This window comes from Streptomyces sp. NPDC059003, from assembly GCF_042740445.1.
In the GTDB taxonomy this organism is placed as follows: domain Bacteria; phylum Actinomycetota; class Actinomycetes; order Streptomycetales; family Streptomycetaceae; genus Streptomyces.
The window spans coordinates 43,605-62,190 of the sequence record NZ_JBHYJH010000010.1; the positions used below are offsets into that span (position 1 = coordinate 43,605).

At 73.8% G+C, this 18,586-nt stretch carries 4 protein-coding genes; 2 read left to right on the forward strand and 2 right to left on the reverse strand.

All coding sequences use genetic code 11. The annotated features are described in order from the left end of the window. Positions 1–87: 87 nt before the first annotated feature. Together ACFWZ5_RS07350 and ACFWZ5_RS07355 are read right to left on the reverse strand one after the other, a co-directional pair. On the reverse strand, positions 88–15,132 hold the full coding sequence (locus tag ACFWZ5_RS07350) for an amino acid adenylation domain-containing protein (RefSeq protein WP_384788358.1): 15,045 nt from the start codon (positions 15,130–15,132) through the stop codon (positions 88–90). A 350-nt stretch (positions 15,133–15,482) separates the two neighbouring features. Continuing rightward, complete coding sequence (locus ACFWZ5_RS07355; RefSeq protein ID WP_384788356.1) at positions 15,483–16,538, reverse strand: hypothetical protein; 1,056 nt, start codon at positions 16,536–16,538, stop codon at positions 15,483–15,485. Between the two features lie 533 nt (positions 16,539–17,071). Here ACFWZ5_RS07355 and ACFWZ5_RS07360 point away from each other — a divergent pair. Next, positions 17,072–18,280 carry a cytochrome P450 gene (locus tag ACFWZ5_RS07360; RefSeq protein WP_384788354.1) on the forward strand — a complete coding sequence of 403 codons (1,209 nt, stop codon included), beginning with the start codon at positions 17,072–17,074 and terminating at the stop codon, positions 18,278–18,280. A gap of 85 nt (positions 18,281–18,365) precedes the next feature. Next, positions 18,366–18,586: beta-ketoacyl synthase N-terminal-like domain-containing protein (locus ACFWZ5_RS07365; RefSeq protein WP_384890514.1), on the forward strand; the 221-nt coding region annotated here is incomplete at its 3' end.

An 18,586-nucleotide genomic window follows, 5' to 3' on the forward strand; every position in this document is an offset into this window, starting at 1 on the left:
CGGGTCCGGTGCACGCCCCGACCGCGTGGCGGGCGCGGGCCACGCCGGTGACCGCCACGGGTGCCCGGCCGGATCGGCTCGGGTGCGTCATAGCTCGTACCTCGTTTCGTCAGGGGTTGCGTGGTCGGTCCCGCCGTCGACCAGGCGGGCCATCGCCTCGATCGTGGTGTGCTCGAACAGGGCGCCCAGGGGCACCTGCTGTGCGCCGAGTCCGGTCAGGCGGCGGCTCAGGGTGAGCAGCGAGAGGGAGGTGCCGCCGGCCTCGAAGAACTTCTCGTGCACGTCGATCTCGTCCCGGCCGAGCAGTTCGGCCCAGACCGCGGCGACGGCCCGCTCGCTGGCCGTGCTCGGCCGCGTCAGCGCGGCCCCGTGCCGGGTCTCCGGGCTCGGCGGCTGCGGCAGGGCGCGGCGGTCCACCTTGCCGTGGCGGGTGAGCGGGAAGGTGTCGAGCGTGACGAAGGCGGCGGGCACCATGTACGGCGGCACGTGCCGCGCCACGTGGGCGCGCAGTTCATCGGGCGCGGGCGCCCCGTCACCGGCCTCCCCTCCCCCGCCGTCCGCCGCCGGGACGACGTAGGCGACGAGGCGCTGTCCTCCGGCGCCGGGAGTGTCCCGCGCGACCACGGTCGCCCTGCCCACCCCGGGATGCGCCATGAGGGCCGCCTCCACCTCGCCGGGCTCGACCCGGAAGCCGCGGACCTTCAGCTGGTCGTCGGCGCGCGCCTTGAACACGAGCTCCCCCTCCGGCGTCCACGTCACGACGTCCCCGGTCCGGTACATGCGCTCGCCGGGCGGGCCGAACGGGCAGGCCACGAACCGCCCGGCGGTGATCCCGTGCCGGTGCGCGTAGCCACGCGCCAGGCCCGAGCCCGCCAGGTACAACTCGCCCTCCACGCCGGGCAGGACGGGCCGCAGCAGGTCGTCAAGGACGTAGGCGCGCGTGTTGTCCATCGGCCGCCCGATGGGGACCACCGCACCGACCTGGTCGGCGTCGGCGACCCGGTGGCAGGTGGCGAAGATCGTCGCCTCCGTCGGCCCGTACGCGTTGACGACGGTGGTGCCGGGGCAGGCGCGCAGCACGCGCGCCACCGCCTCCGGGGGCACCGGCTCGCCGCAGGTCAGGGCCTCGCCCACGCCCGCGAAGGTCTCCGGGCGCTCCTCGGCGATCACGGCGAAGAGGCCCGCGGACATGCACACCGCGGTCACCCGGTGCTCCGCGATGAGCGCGGCGAACGTGTCGACGTCGAGCTTCCCGGGCGGGGCGACCACGGCGGTGCCGCCGGCCAGGAGCGGCACCCACATGTCGTAGCCGGAGACGTCGAACGTCGACGCGGAGTGCACGAGGACCCGTTCGTGGGCGCCGCCCGCCCAGTCCCGGTCCGCCGCGAGGTCCACCACGGCGCGGTGGCTGACCCCGGTGCCCTTGGGCACGCCGGTGGACCCCGAGGTGTAGATGACGTACGCGAGCCGGTCCGGCCGTCCGGGGTCCGCGAGGTCGTCGCCCGGTTCGCGGGCCACGGCCGCCGCGGTGCCCGGGTCGTCGAGGACCAGGCGGGGGCAGTCGGTCGCGGGCAGGCCGGCCGCGGCGCCGGAGGTGGTCACGAGGAGCGCAGGTCGGGCGTCGCGCAGCATCGACTCCAGGCGCTGCGCCGGGTCGTCGTGGGCCAGCGGCACGTACACGCCCCCGGCCTTCAGGACGGCGAGGACCGTCATCACGTACTCCGGCGACCGGGGCACGGCCACGGCCACCGGCGACTCCTGGCCGACACCGCGGCGCACCAGGGCGCGGGCGAGCCGGTTGGCGCGGGTGTTCAGCTCCCGGTAGGTCAGCGACTCGGCGCCCCGCACCAGCGCGACGGCGTCCGGCGTCCCGGCGGCCCGCCACTCGAAGAGCGCGGAGACCGTCACCGGCGGTGCGGGCGCGGCGGTGTCGTTGACGTCGTGCAGCAGGTGCCGCTCGGCGGGCGTCAGCGCGTCCACGGCGTGCAGCCGCGTCCGCGGACGCGTCGCGAGTTCCCGTACGAGGCGCGCGAACCGGTCGGCCAGGGCGGTGACCGTGGCGCGGTCGAACAGGTCGGTGGCGTACTCGACGAGCCCGGAGAGCCCCTGCCCGGCCCGGCGCTTGTCCTGGGTGACCTCTTCGACCTGGAAGAGCAGGTCGAACTTGGCGGTGCCGGTCGCGACCGGTTCCTCCGTGGCCCGCACCCCGTCCAGGGCGAGGTCGCCGATGCTCTTCTGCCAGAAGAACGCCACCTGGAACAGCGGGTGGTGGGCGGTGGACCGCTCCGGGTTGAGCGCTTCGACGAGCCGCTCGAAGGGCACGTCCTGGCGGTCGTAGGCGTTCAGGGCCTTGTCCCGCACCTGCCGGACCAGGTCCTCGAACGACGGGTCCGCCGACAGGTCGGCCCGCAGCACCCAGGTGTTGACGAAGAAGCCCACGAGGTCCGCCAGGGCGTCGTCGGTGCGTCCGGCGACGGGCGAGCCGATGGGGAGGTCGTCGCCGCCGCCCATGACGTGCAGCAGCACCGCGAGGGCGGACTGGAGCACCATCGGCACGGTGGCGCCCTGGGCGCGTGCCACCTCCTCGACCGCGGTCAGGACGTCGGCGTCGAGGGCGAAGGCGACGGTGTCGCCCCGGTGGCCCGCCACGGGCGGGCGCGGCCGGTCGAGCGGGAGCCGCAGGGGCTGCGGCACGCCGTCCAGCTCCTTGCGCCAGTACGCCAGATGGGACGCCAGGATGCTGTCGGGGTCGTCCTCGTCGCCGAGGAGCTCCCGCTGCCAGAGCGCGTAGTCGGTGTACCGCACGGGCAGTTCGTCCCACTGCGGTGCCTCGCCCTGCCGCCGGGCGGAGTAGGCGGTGGCCAGGTCGCGGGTCAGGGGGCCCATGGATTCGCCGTCGGTGGCGATGTGGTGCATGAGCAGCAGCAGGACGTGCTCGTCGGGCGCACAGCGCAGGACGCGGGCCCGCACCGGCAGCTCCACGGACAGGTCGAAGCCGCGGCTCACCTCCGCGGACACCGCGGCGCTCACCCCGTCCGGCGTGACGTCCCGCACGGGCACGTCGAGGGCGACGTCCTCCTCCGGCACGACGACCTGTGCCGTGACGCCCTGCTCGTCGGCGACGAACAGCGTGCGCAGGCTCTCGTGCCGCACCACGACGTCCCGCAGGGCCGACGCCAGCGCGACCGCGTCGAGATCCCCGCGGAGCCGGACCACGAACGGCAGGTGGTACGTCGGCAGCGGCTCCAGCTCGTCGAGGAACTTGACGCGCTGCTGGGCGAAGGACAGCGGCATCCGCCCGGGCCGCACGTCGGCCCGGCGCAGCGCCGGGCGCGCGGACCGGCGGTGGGTGCCGACGCGCTCGGCGAGGCGCGCCGCGGTGGGCGCGTCGAAGACCGCCTGGATCGGGACGTCCACGCCCAGCGTCGCACGCATCCGGTTCACCAGACGGGTGGCGAGCAGCGAATGCCCGCCCAGGTCGAAGAACCCGTCGTCGGCGCCGACGCTCTCGACCCCGAGCACCTCCGCGAACAGCCCGCACAGCGCCTCCTCCTGGGGGCTGCGGGGTGCGCGGTAGGCGGTGGTGGCGGTGAGCTCGGGGCTCGGGAGCGCCTTGCGGTCGAGCTTGCCGTGGGGGGACAGCGGCAGCCGGTCCAGCGGGACGAAGGCGGCGGGGACCATGTACGCGGGCAGCCGCTCGGCGACGAACGCCCGCAGGTCGGCGAGGTCGAGGTCGGCACCACCGGTACCGCCGGGGCCACTGGCACCACCGGCACCTCCGCCGACGCCGCTGTCGGCGGGGACGACGTAGGCGATCAACCGGCGGCTCTCGGCGGCACCTTGGGCCACCACGGCCGCCTGGTCGACGTGTGCGTGGGCGGTGAGAGCGGCCTGGATCTCGCCGGGTTCGACGCGATGGCCGCGGATCTTGACCTGTTCGTCGGCGCGGCCGAAGTACTCCAGTTCGCCGCGGGCGTTCCAGCGGGCCAGGTCGCCCGTGCGGTACATCCGGGCTCCGGCCGGGCCGAAGGGGTCCGCCACGAAGCGGGCCGCCGTCAGGTCCGGGCGGCCGAAGTAGCCGCGGCTGACGGCGCCCGCCACGTACAGCTCGCCGACGGCGCCCTCGGCCAGCGGGGTCAGGCCGGGGCCGAGGACGTAGGCGCGCATGTTGCCGAGGGGGGTGCCGATCGGGGCACTGGCCCGGCCGTCCCACTCCTGGTCGGCGGGGAGCGCAAACGTCGTCGCGTAGAACGACTCGGTCTGGCCGTAGGCGTTGACGACCCGGACGCCCGGCAGTGCCTCGCGGGCGCGGGCCACCAGCGACGCGGGCAGCGCCTCTCCGGCGAAGACCAGCGAGGCCGGCCGGACGCGGTCGCCGAGCTCGGCGACGAGTTCGGCGAAGGCGGAGGGCACCGAGCTGATGACGTCCAGGTCCCAGCTGTCGCGTTCGGCCAGGGCGAGGACGTCGCGGACGAGCTCGACGCACCCGCCGGTGGTGAGCGTGGCGAACAGCTCGAAGGCGGCGACGTCGAAGCCGATGGACGTGCCGCTCAGCATGCGCCGGCCGGGTGCGAGGCCGACCCGCCGGACGAGACCGTCCAGGCCGTTGACGATGTTGGCGTGGGTGAGGGCCACGCCCTTGGGGCGGCCGGTGGAGCCGGACGTGTAGATCACGTAGGCCAGGTGCTCCGGGCGCGGGTCGCGGGCTTCGGCCTCGCGGTCCGTCTCGTCGGCTTCGCGAACCGCCGTGTCGGCCTGTACGGCTTCCAGGTCCACCTCGTCGAGGAGAAGGACCGGGGCGTTCGTCGCGGGCAGCTTCGGGAGGGTGTCGGCGTCGGTGAGCAGCAGGCGCGGCGCGGCGTCGGCCAGGATGTGGCCGAGGCGGGTGCCCGGGTGGTCCGGGTCGATCGGCAGGTACGCGCCGCCCGCCTTCAGGATGCCCAGGACGCCCACGACCAGGTGCGCGGTGCGCGGCAGCGCGAGGGCCACCAGGCTCTCGGGGCCGACGCCGCGCCCGGCGAGGGCCCGTGCGAGGCGGTCGCTGCGGGCGTCGAGATCGGCGTAGGTGTGGGCGACGTCGCCGCACACCACCGCGACCGCGTCCGGGGTCCGCGCGGCCTGCCGCTGGAAGAGTTCCGGGATCGTCGCGTCCGGCACGGCCGTGTGCGTGGCGTTGAGCGTACGAAGGACCCGCTCCCGCTCCTCGGGGGCCAGTACCTCCACCGTGCTCACCGGCACGTCGGTGCCGGCGGCGAGGTGGGCGAGGACCCGCTGGAACCGGTCCGCGATGCCGCCGACCGTGGCGGCGTCGAGCACGTTCCGCTGGTGCTGGAGCGCGAGGCGCAGGTGGGGGTCGGCCGAGGCGAGGACGGTGAGCGGGTAGTGCGAGCCGGACTGCGGGCGGATTCCGGTGACCTCGACGCCCGCGGCCGCGGTCGCCTCGCCGAAGCCCTCCCGGTCGACCGGGTACGACTCGAAGGCGACGAGGCTGTCGAACAGCACGCTCGTGCCGGTGGCCCGGTGGATCTCGGCGAGGCCGTAGTGGTGGTGGTCGAGCAGCGCCACCTGGCGGTCCTGGAGGTCGGTGAGGACCTCCGCGAGACTCTGGCCGGGCCGACATCGGACCCGCACGGGCAGCGTGTTGATGAACAGGCCGACCATCGCGTCGACGTCGGGCACCGCGGCCGGGCGGCCGGACACCGTGGCGCCGAACACCACGTCGTCGCGGCCCGTCAGGCCGCCGACCAGCAGCGCCCAGGCGCCCTGGACCACGGTGTTCAGGGTGACGCCCACCTCGGCGGCCCGCGCGGCGAGGCCGCGGGCGAGCTCCACGGAGACGGGCACGTCGACCTGGCCGAACCCTTCGGCATCGGGCCCCGTCGGCGCCGAGCCGCGATCGGGCTCCGCCGCGCCCGGGCCTGCCGTCACGACGGGGGCGAGGAGCGTCGGCTCCGTCACTCCCGCCAGCTCTTCCGCCCACGCCTGAGCCGCCGACTCCTGGTCCTGTCCGGCCAGCCACGTCAGGAAGTCCCGGTACCGGGGTGCCCCCGGCAGCGCGGAGGCGTCGCCCCCGGCCCCGTAGAGCCGCAGCAGTTCCTGGGTGACCACCGGCAGCGACCAGCCGTCGAACAGCAGGTGATGGGCGGTCAGGACCAGCTCGAAGCGGTCGGGGCCCCGCTTGACCAGGGCCATGCGCAGCAGGGGCGGCCGCGCCACGTCGAAGTGGTCGCGCAGGTCCTCGGCCAGGAAGGCCTCGAAAGCATCAGAGGAATCGGAGGCCGCACTGTCCTGAGTGCCGCCCTCAGTACCGCCGTCGCCGGTGGCTCCCGCCTCTCCCGCCATGTCGACCTCGCGCCACGGCAGTTCGACGCCGTCCACCACGACCTGCACCGAGCCCCCGTCGGCGTCCGCGACGAACGCCGCCCGCAGGTTCGCGTACCGGTCGAGGAGCGCCTGTCCGGCCGCCCGCATCCGTGCGGCCTCCACCTGCCCGCGCAGGCGCAGGACGAACTGCACGTGGTACGCGTCCGGCTCCGTGCCGGCGTACAGCGCGTGGAACAGCAGCCCGGACTGGAGCGGGGTGAGCGGCCATACCTCCGTGAGCCCCGGGTAGCGGCGCTCCCACGCTTCGATGTCGCGCTGGCCGACGGGTACGAGGGGCACGTCCGAGGGCGTGAGGCCGCCCGCGTCCGGCCGGTCGGCGTGCCGGGCCAGGCCGTCCAGGGCGGCGGCCCACAGGTCGGCGAGCTCCTGCACCTGCGCGCGGGACACCGTGCCGGTGGCGAACTCGAACTCCGCGTCGAGGCAGGGCCCGTCCGCGGTGTCGACGACCATCGAGTCGATCTGCAGCGCGGTGAGCGCGGGCATGTCTCCCGCCGTGTCACCGGCAAGCTCGCCCAGGCCGGTGACCTGGGTGAAGCCGAGGCCGCGGTGCTGTTCCGGCATGTCGGTGGGGGTGAACCGGCCGAGGTAGTTGAAGCCGATCTGGCCGGTGGGGTGTGCGCGCAGCACGGCGGCGGTCTCCGGGTTGAGCTCGCGCAGGAGGCCGTAGCCGATGCCGTCGTCGGGCACGGCGAGGAGCTGTTCCTTGACGGCCTTGATCGCGCCGCCCGCCGCGGCACCGCCCGCGAAGGCCTCGTCGGTGTCGCATCCGGCCACGTCGAGGCGGACGGGGTACATGCTGGTGAACCAGCCGAGGGTGCGCGACAGATCGGCGCCCGGAATCGCTGCTTCCGCGCGGCCGTGGCCTTCGAGGCCGACGAGGAGCGAGGACGCGTGGGCGCCCTGGGCGCGGCGCCAGCGGGCGACGGCGAGGGCGAGGCCGGTGAGTAGGCCGTCGTTCACGCCGCAGTGGAAGGCCCTGGGCACGGCCGTCAGGAGTGCTTCGGTGACCGCCGCGGGCAGCCGCAGGCGCACGGTGTCCACCGTGGAGCGGACGTCCACCGCGGGGTCGAACCGGCGGGCGCCGAGCGCCGGGTCGGGCCCGTCGACGATCGCGAGCCACTGGGGAAGCTCGGCCGCCCTGCGCTCGCTCTGCGCCTCCGCGACGAGGGCGTGCGCCCACCGCCGGAACGAGGTGCCCACGGCGGGCAGGTGCGGTGTCCGGCCCGCGCGCACCGCGTCCCACGCGGCCGCGAGGTCCGGCAGCAGGATGCGCCACGACACGCCGTCCACGACCAGGTGGTGCAGGACGACCAGGAGCCGTCCCGCGCCGCCGGTCGGGCCCGGGTCGAACCAGACGAACCGCGCCATCACCCCGGCCGCCGGGTCGAGCAGGTCCGTCGCGGCGGCCCGCTCGACCGCCACCGCCCGCCGCCCTTGCTCGCCCCACGGCCCGGCGTCCGCGGCGCGCCCGGGCCCGCAGTCCACGCGGCGCAGCAGCGCCTCGGTGTCCACCGAGCCCGGGGCGCCCACGAAGAGTCCGCCGTCGCCGTCGGCCACGAGCCGTGCGCGCAGCACGTCGTGGCGGTCGACGACCGCGTCCAGCGTGGCGATCAGACCGGCCCGGTCGATGCCCTCGGGCAGGTCGAGCAGGACCGACATGGAGAACCGGTCGATGTCGCCGCCGCGCTCGCGGATGTGGCGGGCGAGGGGCGTGAGCGGCAGCGGGCCGGTGCCGCCGCCGTCGAGCTCGGCGAGGACCGCGCTCTCGGCGTCGTCGCTGTGTTCGGCGCGGGCGAGGCGGGCCAGTTCGGCCACCGTCCGGTGCTGGAAGACCTGGCGCGCGGTGACCTCGACGCCGCGCGTGCGGGCGCGCGAGACCACCTGGATGGAGCGGATGCTGTCGCCGCCGGAGGCGAAGAAGTCGTCGTCGACGCCGACCCGGTCCAGGCCGAGGACCTCGGCGTACACGTCCGCGAGGACCTGTTCCTGCGGGGTCCGGGGCGCCCGGTAGGTGCCGGTGGCGAACTCGGGCTCGGGCAGCGCCGCCAGGTCGAGCTTGCCGTTGGGTGCCAGCGGCAGCCGGTCGAGGAGGACGTACGCCGCCGGGACCATGAACTCCGGAAGGCGGTCCGCGACGAACCGGCGCAGCTCCGCGGCGGACGCGCCGACGTGGAAGTCGATGTCGCCGCTGCCCGCGATGCCGCCGTCGGCGACGGGCACGACGTACGCCACGAGCTGCCGTGCGCCGCCCGCGCCGTCCCGCACGACCACGACGGACTGCGCCACACCGGGGTGCGCGGTCAGCGCGGCCTCGATCTCGCCGGGCTCGATCCGGAACCCGCGGATCTTCACCTGCGCGTCCGTGCGGCCCCGGTAGACGAGGTCGCCGTCCTGCGTCCAGGTCACGAGGTCGCCGGTGCGGTACATGCGCTCTCCGGGCGCGCCGAACGGGCAGGCGACGAAGCGCTCCGCGGTCAGCGCGGTGCGGTTCAGGTAGCCGCGGGCCAGCTGGTCGCCGGCGACGTACAGCTCCCCCGGCACTCCCGTGGGCACCGGCCGCAGCGCCGTGTCGAGGACGTAGGCGCGGGTGTTGTCGAGGGGCCGCCCGATCGGCACGACCGCGTCGGTGTCGACCGCCTCGCGCATCTTGTGGGCGGACGCGGCCACGGTGGTCTCCGTGGGCCCGTAGCCGTTGACGACCGTGATGCCCGGGCAGGCGGCCAGGACGCGCGCGATCGCCGACGGGGGCACGACGTCGCCGCCCGACCAGGCCTCGCGCAGGCCCCTGAACGCCTCGGGCCGCTCCTCCGCGACGGCCCGGAAGAGCCCGGCCGTCATCAGGATGCCGGTGACCCGGTGTTCGGTGATCACCGCGGCCAGGTCGGCCGGTGCGTAGGAGCCCGTCGGACTCACCACGATGGCGCCGCCGGACAGGAGCGGCACGTACAGCTCGTACGTGGAGGTGTCGAAGGCCTGCGTCGAGTGGAACAGGACGCGCTCGTGGGCGTCGCCGGGGAAGCAGCGGTCGAGGGCGAAGCTCACCACGCCCTGGTGGGTGACCGCGACGCCCTTGGGGGTGCCGGTGGAGCCGGAGGTGTGCATCACGTAGGCGAGGTGCCGCGGCGACAGGGGGGCGGTGCGGTCCGCGTCCGTCAGGTCGGAGCCGTCGCCGGTGGTGAGGTCCGTGCGGTCGAGGAGGACCTCTTCGGTTCCGTGTGCGGGGAGCGTGCCGCGCGTCGCCGTGTCGGTCAGGACGAGCCGCGGGTCCGCGTCCGCAAGGACGAGTCCCACGCGGCCGCTCGGGTAGCGGGGGTCGACGGGCACATAGCCCGCACCGGCCTTCAGTACGCCGAGGAGCGCCACGACCAGGTCGGCCGAGTGCGGCAGGGCGACGGCCACGAGGGCGTCGGGGCCGAGGCCGCGCGCCACCAGGGTGCGGGCGAGCCGGTTGGCGCGGGCGTTCAGCTCCCGGTACGTCAGCGAGGTGGCGCCGTGCACCACCGCGGGGGCGTCGGGGGTCGCTGCGGCGCGCTGTTCGAAGAGCGCGGGGATCGTCAGGTCCGGTGTGGTGGCGTCCGTGGCGTTGAAGGTGTGCAGGAGCCGGTCGCGCTCCGCGGGCGCCAGCACCTCCACGGTGCGCAGGCGCGCCCGCGGGGTCGTCGTCAACTCCCGTACGAGGCGCACGTACCGGTCCGCGAGGGCCTCGGCGGTGCTCCGGTCGAACAGGTCGGTGGCGTACTCCACGCCGCCCACGACGCCCCGCCCGGGGGTGTCGGCGAGGGCGAACGCGAGGTCGAACTTCGCGGTGCCGGTCGGGACGAGGTCGAAGGCCGACCGGAGCCCCGGCACGTCGAAGACCTGGTCGCCGGTGCCGCGCCAGCCGAACATCACCTGGAACAGCGGGTGGTAGGCGGTGGACCGCTCCGGGTTCAGCGCCTCCACGAGGCGCTCGAAGGGGATGTCCTGGTGGTCGTACGCGCGCACGGCCTTGTCCCGCACCTGCCGCACCACGTCCTCGAAGGACGGGTTGCCCGACAGGTCGGCCCGCAGCACCCAGGTGTTGACGAAGAACCCGACGAGGTCGCGGAGCTCCTCGTCGGTCCGTCCGGCGATCGGCACGCCCACGGTCAGGTCGTCGGCGCCGCTCATCAGGTGCAGCAGCACCGCGAGGGCGGACTGGAGCACCATCGGCACGGTGGCGCCCTGGGCGCGCGCCACCTCGTCGACGGCCGCCAAGAGGTCCGGGTCGAGGACAAACTCGACGGTGTCGCCCCGGTGGCCCGCCACGGGGGGACGCGGCCGGTCGAGCGGGAGCGGCAGGGGTTGGCGCACGTCGGCCAACTCGTCGCGCCAGTAGGCCAGTTGGTCGGCGAGGAGGCTTTCCGGGTCGTTCTCGTCGCCGAGCAGCCGCCGCTGCCAGAGCGTGTAGTCGACGTACTGGACCGGCAGTTCGTCCCACTGCGGCGCCTCGCCCCGCTGTCGGGCGGTGTAGGCGGTGGTCAGGTCGCGGGCCAGGGGGCCCATGGATTCGCCGTCGGCCGCGATGTGGTGGATCAGGAGCACAAGCACGTGCTCGTCCGGGCCGTGGCGCAGGACGCACGCGCGCAGCGGCAGTTCCGCCGACAGGTCGAACCGGTACGCGGCCTCCTCCGCCACGGCGGCGGCCACGGCCTGCGGCGCCACGTCCCGCACCGGCACGTCGAGGACCAGGTCGTGCTCCGCCACGACGGCCTGCGCGGCGACGCCGTGGTCGTCGGCGACGAACAGCGTGCGCAGGCTCTCGTGCCGCACCACGACGTCCCGCACCGCCGACGCGAGGGCCGCCACGTCCAGTTCGCCGTTCAGGGGCAGGACGTACGACAGGTTGTACGTGGCCGACAGGCCTTCGTAGCGGTGCAGGAACCACAGGCGGTGCTGGGCGAACGACAGGGGCACGCGCGCGGGCCGGACATCGGCCCGGCGCAGCGCGGCGCGCGCCGCCCGGGCGTCCGTGCCCATGTGCTCGGCGAGGCCCGCGACGGTGGGCGCCTCGAAGACCGCCCCGATCGGGACGTCCACGCCCAACGTCGCACGCATCCGGTTCACCAGGCGCGTGACCAGGAGCGAATGTCCGCCCAGGTCGAGGAAGCCGTCGTCGATCCCGACGCTCTCGACCCCGAGCACCTCGGCGAACAGCGCGCACAGGACTTCCTCGCGTGCGGTGCGCGGCGCCCGTCCCGTGCCCGCGCCGGCGCGGTCGGGTGCGGGCAGCGCCCGCCGGTCGAGCTTGCCGTTCGGGTTCAGCGGCACCTCGGTGAGGGGCACGACCACCGACGGCACCATGGCGGCGGGCAGCCGTGCGGCGACGAACGCGCGCAGGTCCCGGGAGGCCGGCGCGGTGACGCCCGGCTCGGGCACCACATAGCCGACGAGGCGGCGGCCGCCGTCGTGCTCGTCGCTGACGACGACGGCCTGGGCCACGGCCGGGTGCTCGCTCAGCGCGGCCTGCACTTCGCCGAGTTCGACGCGCTGACCGCGGATCTTGACCTGGTCGTCGGCGCGTCCGTGGAAGGAGAGCCGCCCGCCGCGGCCCCGGGTGACGACGTCGCCGGTGCGGTACATGCGGCGGCCGGGCTCGCCGTACGGGCAGGCCACGAAGCGTTCGGAGGTCAGGCCCGGGCGGCCCAGGTAGCCGCGCGCCAGGGAGTCGCCCGCCAGGTAGAGGTCGCCCGCCGCGCCCGTGGGGACGGGGCGCAGCGCGTCGTCGAGGACGTACAGGTCGGTGTGGGCGACGGGGCGGCCGAGGGGCGGCGTGCGGCCGTCGGACATCAGCGGGTCGCTGAAGGTCACGAACACCGTGGCCTCGGTCGGGCCGTAGGCGTTGACCATCTCCCGGTCCGTGGACCAGGCCGCCACGAGCTCGGGGGTGACCGCGTCGCCGCCGACCACCAGGTTGGTCACGGTGGGCAGCGAGCCGGTCGGCAGCGTGCCGAGCACGGCGGGCGGCAGGAAGGAGTGCGTGATGCGCCGCTCGGTGAGCGTGCCGGTCAGGGGGGCGCCCGGCACCAGGTGCTCCTCCGGGACGAGGACCAGCGTGGCGTCCGTGAACAGCGCCGTGCACAGCTCGTGGACCGAGGCGTCGAAGCTCGGCGACGCGAACCACAGCACGCGGCTGTCCGCGGTCAGGCCGAGGCGGTCGAGCTGGGTCGCGGTGAGTGCGGCGACGCCGCAGTGGGTGACGGCCACGCCCTTGGGGCGCCCGGTCGAGCCCGAGGTGTACATGACGTACGCGGTCTGCGCGACGCGCAGGGGGCCGCCGCGCTCCTCGTCGGTCACCGGGCCGCTGTCGTGCCGGGCCACCGTCTCGGTGACGGCCGGGTCGTCGAGGCGCAGGACGGGCACGGTCAGGTCGGGCAGTTCCGCCGCGGTGGCGGCGTCCGCCACGACGAGCAGGGCGCCGGAGTCGGCCAGCATGTAGCCGATCCGGTCCGCCGGATACCCGGAGTCCACGGGCAGATAGACGCCGCCGGCCTTCATCACGGCGAGCAGCGCCACCACCAGGTCGGGCGAGCGGCGCAGCGACACGGCCACCGCGGTCTCCGCGGTCACGCCGCGCCGCAGCAGTTCGCGCGCGAGCCGGTTGGCGCGGGCGTCCACGTCCGCGTACGTCAGCGACTGGTCGCCGTATTCGAGCGTCACCGCGTCGGGCGCCGTGCCGGCCCGCTGCTCGAACAGGCCGGGGAAGGTGTCCGGTTCGACCGGCGGGGTGCTGTCGTCGTGCTGGTTGAGGAGGTGCGCGCGCTCGGCGGGCGTGAGCAGGTCGAGGCGGCCGACGGTGGTGCCGGAGTCGGCGGCGATCTGTCGCAGGAGGTGCGCGAGCCGCTCCGCGACGTCCTGGGCGGCCTCGCGGCCGACGAGGTGGGGCCGGTGCTGCAGGGTCACGTGGAGGTGCGGCGCGGCGGTGACGGCCACGGTGAGCGGGTAGTGGGTGCCCACGAACGGGCGGACACCGGTGACCTCGAAGCCTGAGCCGCTGGTGTCGCCGTGCTCCGCCGTGTAGCTCTCGGACGTCACCAGGGTGTCGAAGAGCTGGCTCGTGCCCATGGCCCGGTGGATGTCGGTGAGGCCGCAACATCGGTCGTGCAGCGCCTGTCGCCGCTCCCGCAGACCGCGCAGTACGTCCGCGACGGTGTCCGTGGGCGCGAGGCGCACCCGCGCGGGGAGCGTGTTGACGAAGAGTCCGGCCATCGCGTCGGCGTCCGCCACCGCGTCCGGGCGTCCGGGCACGGTCACGCCGAAGACCACGTCCTGCCGCCCGGTCAGGCCGCCGAGGAGGAGCGCCCAGGCTCCCTGCACCAGGGTGTCCGGCGTGACATCGAGGGCGTCGGCCTGCCGGGACAGGGCGCGTACGGTGTCGTCGGTCAGGGGCACCTTGATCTCGCCGAAACCGTTGGGCGTGGGATCCGTCGGGTCGGGCACCTCGGACGTGGGCTCCACGGCTGCGGGAGCGGCCCCGGCCGTCCCCGCCGTGACGACGGGAGCGAGGAGCGTCGGCTCCGTCACTCCCGCGAGCTCCTCGGCCCACGCCTGGGCGGCGGCGTCCCGGTCCTGTCCGGACAGCCACACCAGGAAGTCGCGGTACTCGGGACTCCGGGGTGCCGCGGACGCGTCCCCGCCTGCCGCGTAGAGGCGGTGCAGATCCCGCACCAGAACGGGCAGCGAGAGCCCGTCGAACAGGACTTGATGGGCCGTCAGGACCAGCGCGTACCGCTCTTCCCCGGTCCGGGCCAGGGCCATGCGCAGCAAGGGGGGCGTGCCCAGGTCGAAGGGGGTGCCGAACTCCTCCGACCGCAACGCGTCGAGGGATTCAAGGGCGCCCGACTCCACCCTGCCGGGCGTCACGTCCACGGCACGCCACGGCAGTTCCACGCCCGCGACGACGACTTGCACCAGGTCTCCGTCGGCACCCGCCACGCACGCCACGCGCAGGTTCGCGTGCCGGTCGAGAAGAGCCTGCGCGGCGGCCCGCATCCGCTCGCCGTCCACCGGTCCCCGCAGGTCGAGAACGACCTGGAGGCGGTAGGCGTCCCGAGCGGAGTCGCCGAGCAGCGAGTGGAAGACGAGGCCGGACTGCAAGGGGGTCAGCGGCCACACTTCCACCAGGCCCGGGTAGCGCCGCTCCCACGCCTCCAACTCGCGCGGGCCCGCCGCCACCAAGGACACGCCGACCGCCCCGAGCGGCCGGTCGGGCTCGGCCACGACCTGGCGTACGACGCGCACGAACCGGTCGGCGAGCGACTCCGCCGTCGGCCGGTCGTACGCGGCGTCGGCGTACTGGAGCACGCCGGTCGTCCCGCCGCCGGAGCGGCCGTCGGTGCGGTGCAGGGCGTGCGGAAGCCGCTCGGTGCCGGACGGGTCCGGGTCGCGTTCGCGCATGCGCTGGAGCAACGCGGCGAAGGACGGATCGTCGTACCACAGGTCCGCGGGGGCCGACGAGGCGTCGGTGCAGAGCCACATGACCGTCCCGGCCGTCCCGGTCATGGGCAGCCCCACAACCAGGCCCGCACCCCCGCCGAGCCGCCGCAGGAGCACCGCGAACGCCGCCTCCAGCACAGCAGGGGCCGTGCCGCCCCACCTGAGGGCCAACGACTCGACCCCGTCGAGGAGTTCGCCGTCCAGGCCGAATTCCACGGTGCCGAAGCCGCCCCGGGAGGTGTCGCGACGCTCCGCGAACCACGTCCCGCGCCGCGCCGAAGACAAAGAGGTCATCTAGGTCTGCTCCTGCTCCTCGCATACCGGAACAAACCCACGATGGATCTGATCCGCCCCGCCGTTGATGCGCGAATTGAATGGCAGCGTTCCGCATTACCTCCTGCCGGATCCTTCAAGGGTCCTGGTACGCGCGCGTACTCAAAGGGCAGCAAATCGCAGGACCGGCAGCGGCTTTCGCTGCCGCACTGGTCTCGATCGCTCCCCGAATGCTGTCACCACCATGCGGTGAATGCCCGTGAAAGATCAAACAAAAATCCCGGCAAGGGAGGCGTCCCGTCGACATGACAGCGCCCGAAGGCGACCGGGGGCTGCGCCCGGGAAGTCTCGGACGCAGCCCCTGACGTCACTCAGCGGCAGGTCCAGACGGTCGGCTCGTCCTTGCCGCCCGGAATCTTCCAGCTGCGGCCCGCGATGGTGCCGTCGTCACTGGACACGTTGAGTTCCAGCCCGCGGTCGGAGGCCCACTTCAGCGTCGAACCGAGCTTCGTCCGCTGCCACACGCCTTCTTCGCGCCAGCTGGGATCGTCGGTGCGCCCGACGATCTGACCGTCGCGGTTGATGCCCCGGATATCGGCGTTCCGCTCGACCAGCTGCGGCTTGCCGTCACTCTCCCAGAGCGTGTTGCGCCACCCCTTGTCCCGAGTGTCGGCAATGCCGATGACGCGGCCGTTCGATATGCCGCGCGTGATGACGTCACGCGTATTGTCGGGCAGGGCCATGGCGTGCGCCGTGCCGCCCTTCCACAGGTACGGCAGTTCGTGCAGGCCGTCGTCCACCTGGACCAGCACGGTCCCGTCCTGGTCGATACCGGTGGCAATAGCCGACAGGTTCGGCAGGCCGGGCAGCTTCACGACCTTGCCGGGCTGGTCGGCGGGCCACATGACCGCGTACCAGTACAGCGCGCCGTCCCTGTCGATCGCGGCGCCGCCGACGATGTCCCCGCGGTCGTTGATCCCCGTCGCCATCGACTTGACGACGCCGGGCGGGTCGGGCAGCAGCTCCACCTTCCCGTTGCGCGAGTGGATGGCCCGCGAGTACCCGTTCTGCCGGTCGGCGGCGCCGATGACCGTCCCGGCCTTGTTCACCCCGTCAACGCTGACCCAGTTCTGGTATTCGGGATCGACTATGTTGCCGTAGTCGGTCATTTTGCCGTTCTTCCACAGCACGGCACGGCCGCCCTTAGCGGAATCCGCGCCGTAGGAAATCGTGCCCGCGTATCCGCCGCTGCCGTCAGCCGCGTGCACCTCACCCGTCAGCGCACCGGCGGGCAGTGACAGGATGCTCGGCGTCCACGTACAGGCCGCCGATTCGGCGGCGCCGGCAGCGGGTGCCACGACACCGATCGCCGTTACCAAAAGACCCGTAGAAAGCAGAACGCGAACAGCGCCAGTCGTGCGTCTCATGATTCTCCCCAATTCGTGTGCATGATTCGAAGAGTTCGGACTCGTGGCCGACGGTCTCGGAATTGCGGCCGCCCGGGAAACCTCCGGGCATGGCAGGTCCGGCCCGTTATGCGCGCGTCAAGGATTCACGGTCACCCGGCTCCGCGGAACTGGCGGTTCACCGAATGACGTGCCGTCGCGTCGCACCGGGCGCACACTCCGCCCGTCCCGTTGACAGGACAGCCGTGCACGGCGTGTCCGGTCGAGCCGCACCGTCAATCACCCCTATGATCGGGGGTTTTCGGTTCACCGTCTCCCGACCGACAGGTAGGTTATCGCACGTTACCCGGGTTCGCCCGAGCAATCCTCGAGGCCCTTCCCACGGCAGCGGAGAAAAGGGACGAGAGCGGCTCGTCCGGGGATTTATGGAGTTGGCAACTCCACCATCGGCAACCTAATTTCCGGACGGAATGGAGAAGTTTTCAGCCCGCGTTAAGCGGATCGCCGTACTCCGGCTGCCCGGCAGCCGACGACCACGGGGAGGGAGCACACCCATGACGCAGTGCCCGTACCACGACCTGGGCCCACTGCCGGAGTTCTTCGCGCCAGGTGACCCCGACACGGACGACACGGACGACACGGACGACACGGACGACACGGACGACGTCCGGCGGATCGTCACGCCGACCGGCGACAAGATGTGGCTCGTGCGCGACTACGCGCTCGGCCGGCTCGTCCTCGCGGACAAGCGGTTCAGCCGCGCCGCCGCGGTGCTGCCGGGCGCGCCGACGTTCAACGACGCGCAGCCGGTGCCGGAGTCGATGATGAGCAGGGACGGCAAGGAGCACGCCCGTCTCCGCAAGACCGTCACGGGTCACTTCACCGCCCGCAAGATGGTCGCGATGGCCCCGGACATCGAGCGTCTGACGGACCGGTACCTGGACCGGCTCGAAGCGGCGGGTCCCGGCGCCGACCTCATGGCGGGCCTCGCCGATCCGCTGCCGCTCGACGTGCTGTGCCAGTTGCTCGGCGTACCCCTCGAGGACGGCGCGAAGTTCCGCGACTGGGTCGAGGTGCTCTTCGACCTGTCCGCGAGCAGCCCGCAGGAGAAGGGCCGCAAGCGCCTCGAACTGAGCGCCTACATGGCCGACCTGCTCGCCGAGAAGCGCAGCGCGCCGCGGGACGACCTGCTCACCTCGCTGATCCAGGCGCAGGACAGGGGCGAACTGACGCCGGGCGAGCTGATCACCCTCGGGCTCACGCTGCTCATGGCCGGGTACGAGACCACGGTCGGCCAGATCGCCACGTCGGCGCACGTGCTGCTCTCCGCCCCGGGCGCGTACCGCGAACTCGTCGAGCACCCCGACCGGGTGGACGCCGCGGTCGAGGAGCTGATGCGCGTGTCCCCCACCACTCCGCTCAGCTTCTCGCGCGTCGCCGTCGAGCCGGTGCAGGTCGGCAGCGCCCTGGTCCAGGCGGGCGACGCCCTGATCGTCTCCCTCTTGAACGGCAACCGCGACGGCAAGGTCTACCCGGAGCCGGAGCAGCTGGCTCCGGAGGGCCGGGAGAACGTCCATCTCACGTTCGGTCACGGCCTGCACCGCTGCCTGGGCGCCCCGCTGGCCCGTCTCCAACTCCAGGTCGTCTTCGGCCGCCTGGTGCGCCGCTTCCCGCACCTGCGCTTCGCCGACGTACCGGAGCCAGCGGTCTGGAAGGACGGCATGGGCACCCGCGGTCTGTCCCGGCTGCTCGTCGACTGGTAGGCGCTTCCGCCGCCCGCCGCCGGCGCGCCACCCCCGCCGGAGCGACCCGCCCCACCCCACCGCGTGACCATCAGTGAGGAATGGCATGTCAGTTGACCACACCCGCAGCGACGCAGGGCCTGCCGGGGAACCCATAGCCGTCGTCGGGATGTCCTGCCGCTTCCCCGGCGCCTCCGGGCCCGGGGCGTACTGGCGGTTGCTCATGGGGGGTGGCGCACGGGTCGGCACGGCCGGGCCCGCCGCGCGCACCGCTTCGGCTTCGGCTTCGGCTTCGGCTTCGGCTTCGGCTTCGGCTTCGGCTTCGGC

Coding starts and splice junctions, on each gene's coding strand:
- ACFWZ5_RS07350 (WP_384788358.1), bottom strand. CDS start 15,132: ATGACCTCTTTGTCTTCGGCGCGGCGCGGGACGTGGTTCGCGGAGCGT.
- ACFWZ5_RS07355 (WP_384788356.1), bottom strand. CDS start 16,538: ATGAGACGCACGACTGGCGCTGTTCGCGTTCTGCTTTCTACGGGTCTT.
- ACFWZ5_RS07360 (WP_384788354.1), top strand. CDS start 17,072: ATGACGCAGTGCCCGTACCACGACCTGGGCCCACTGCCGGAGTTCTTC.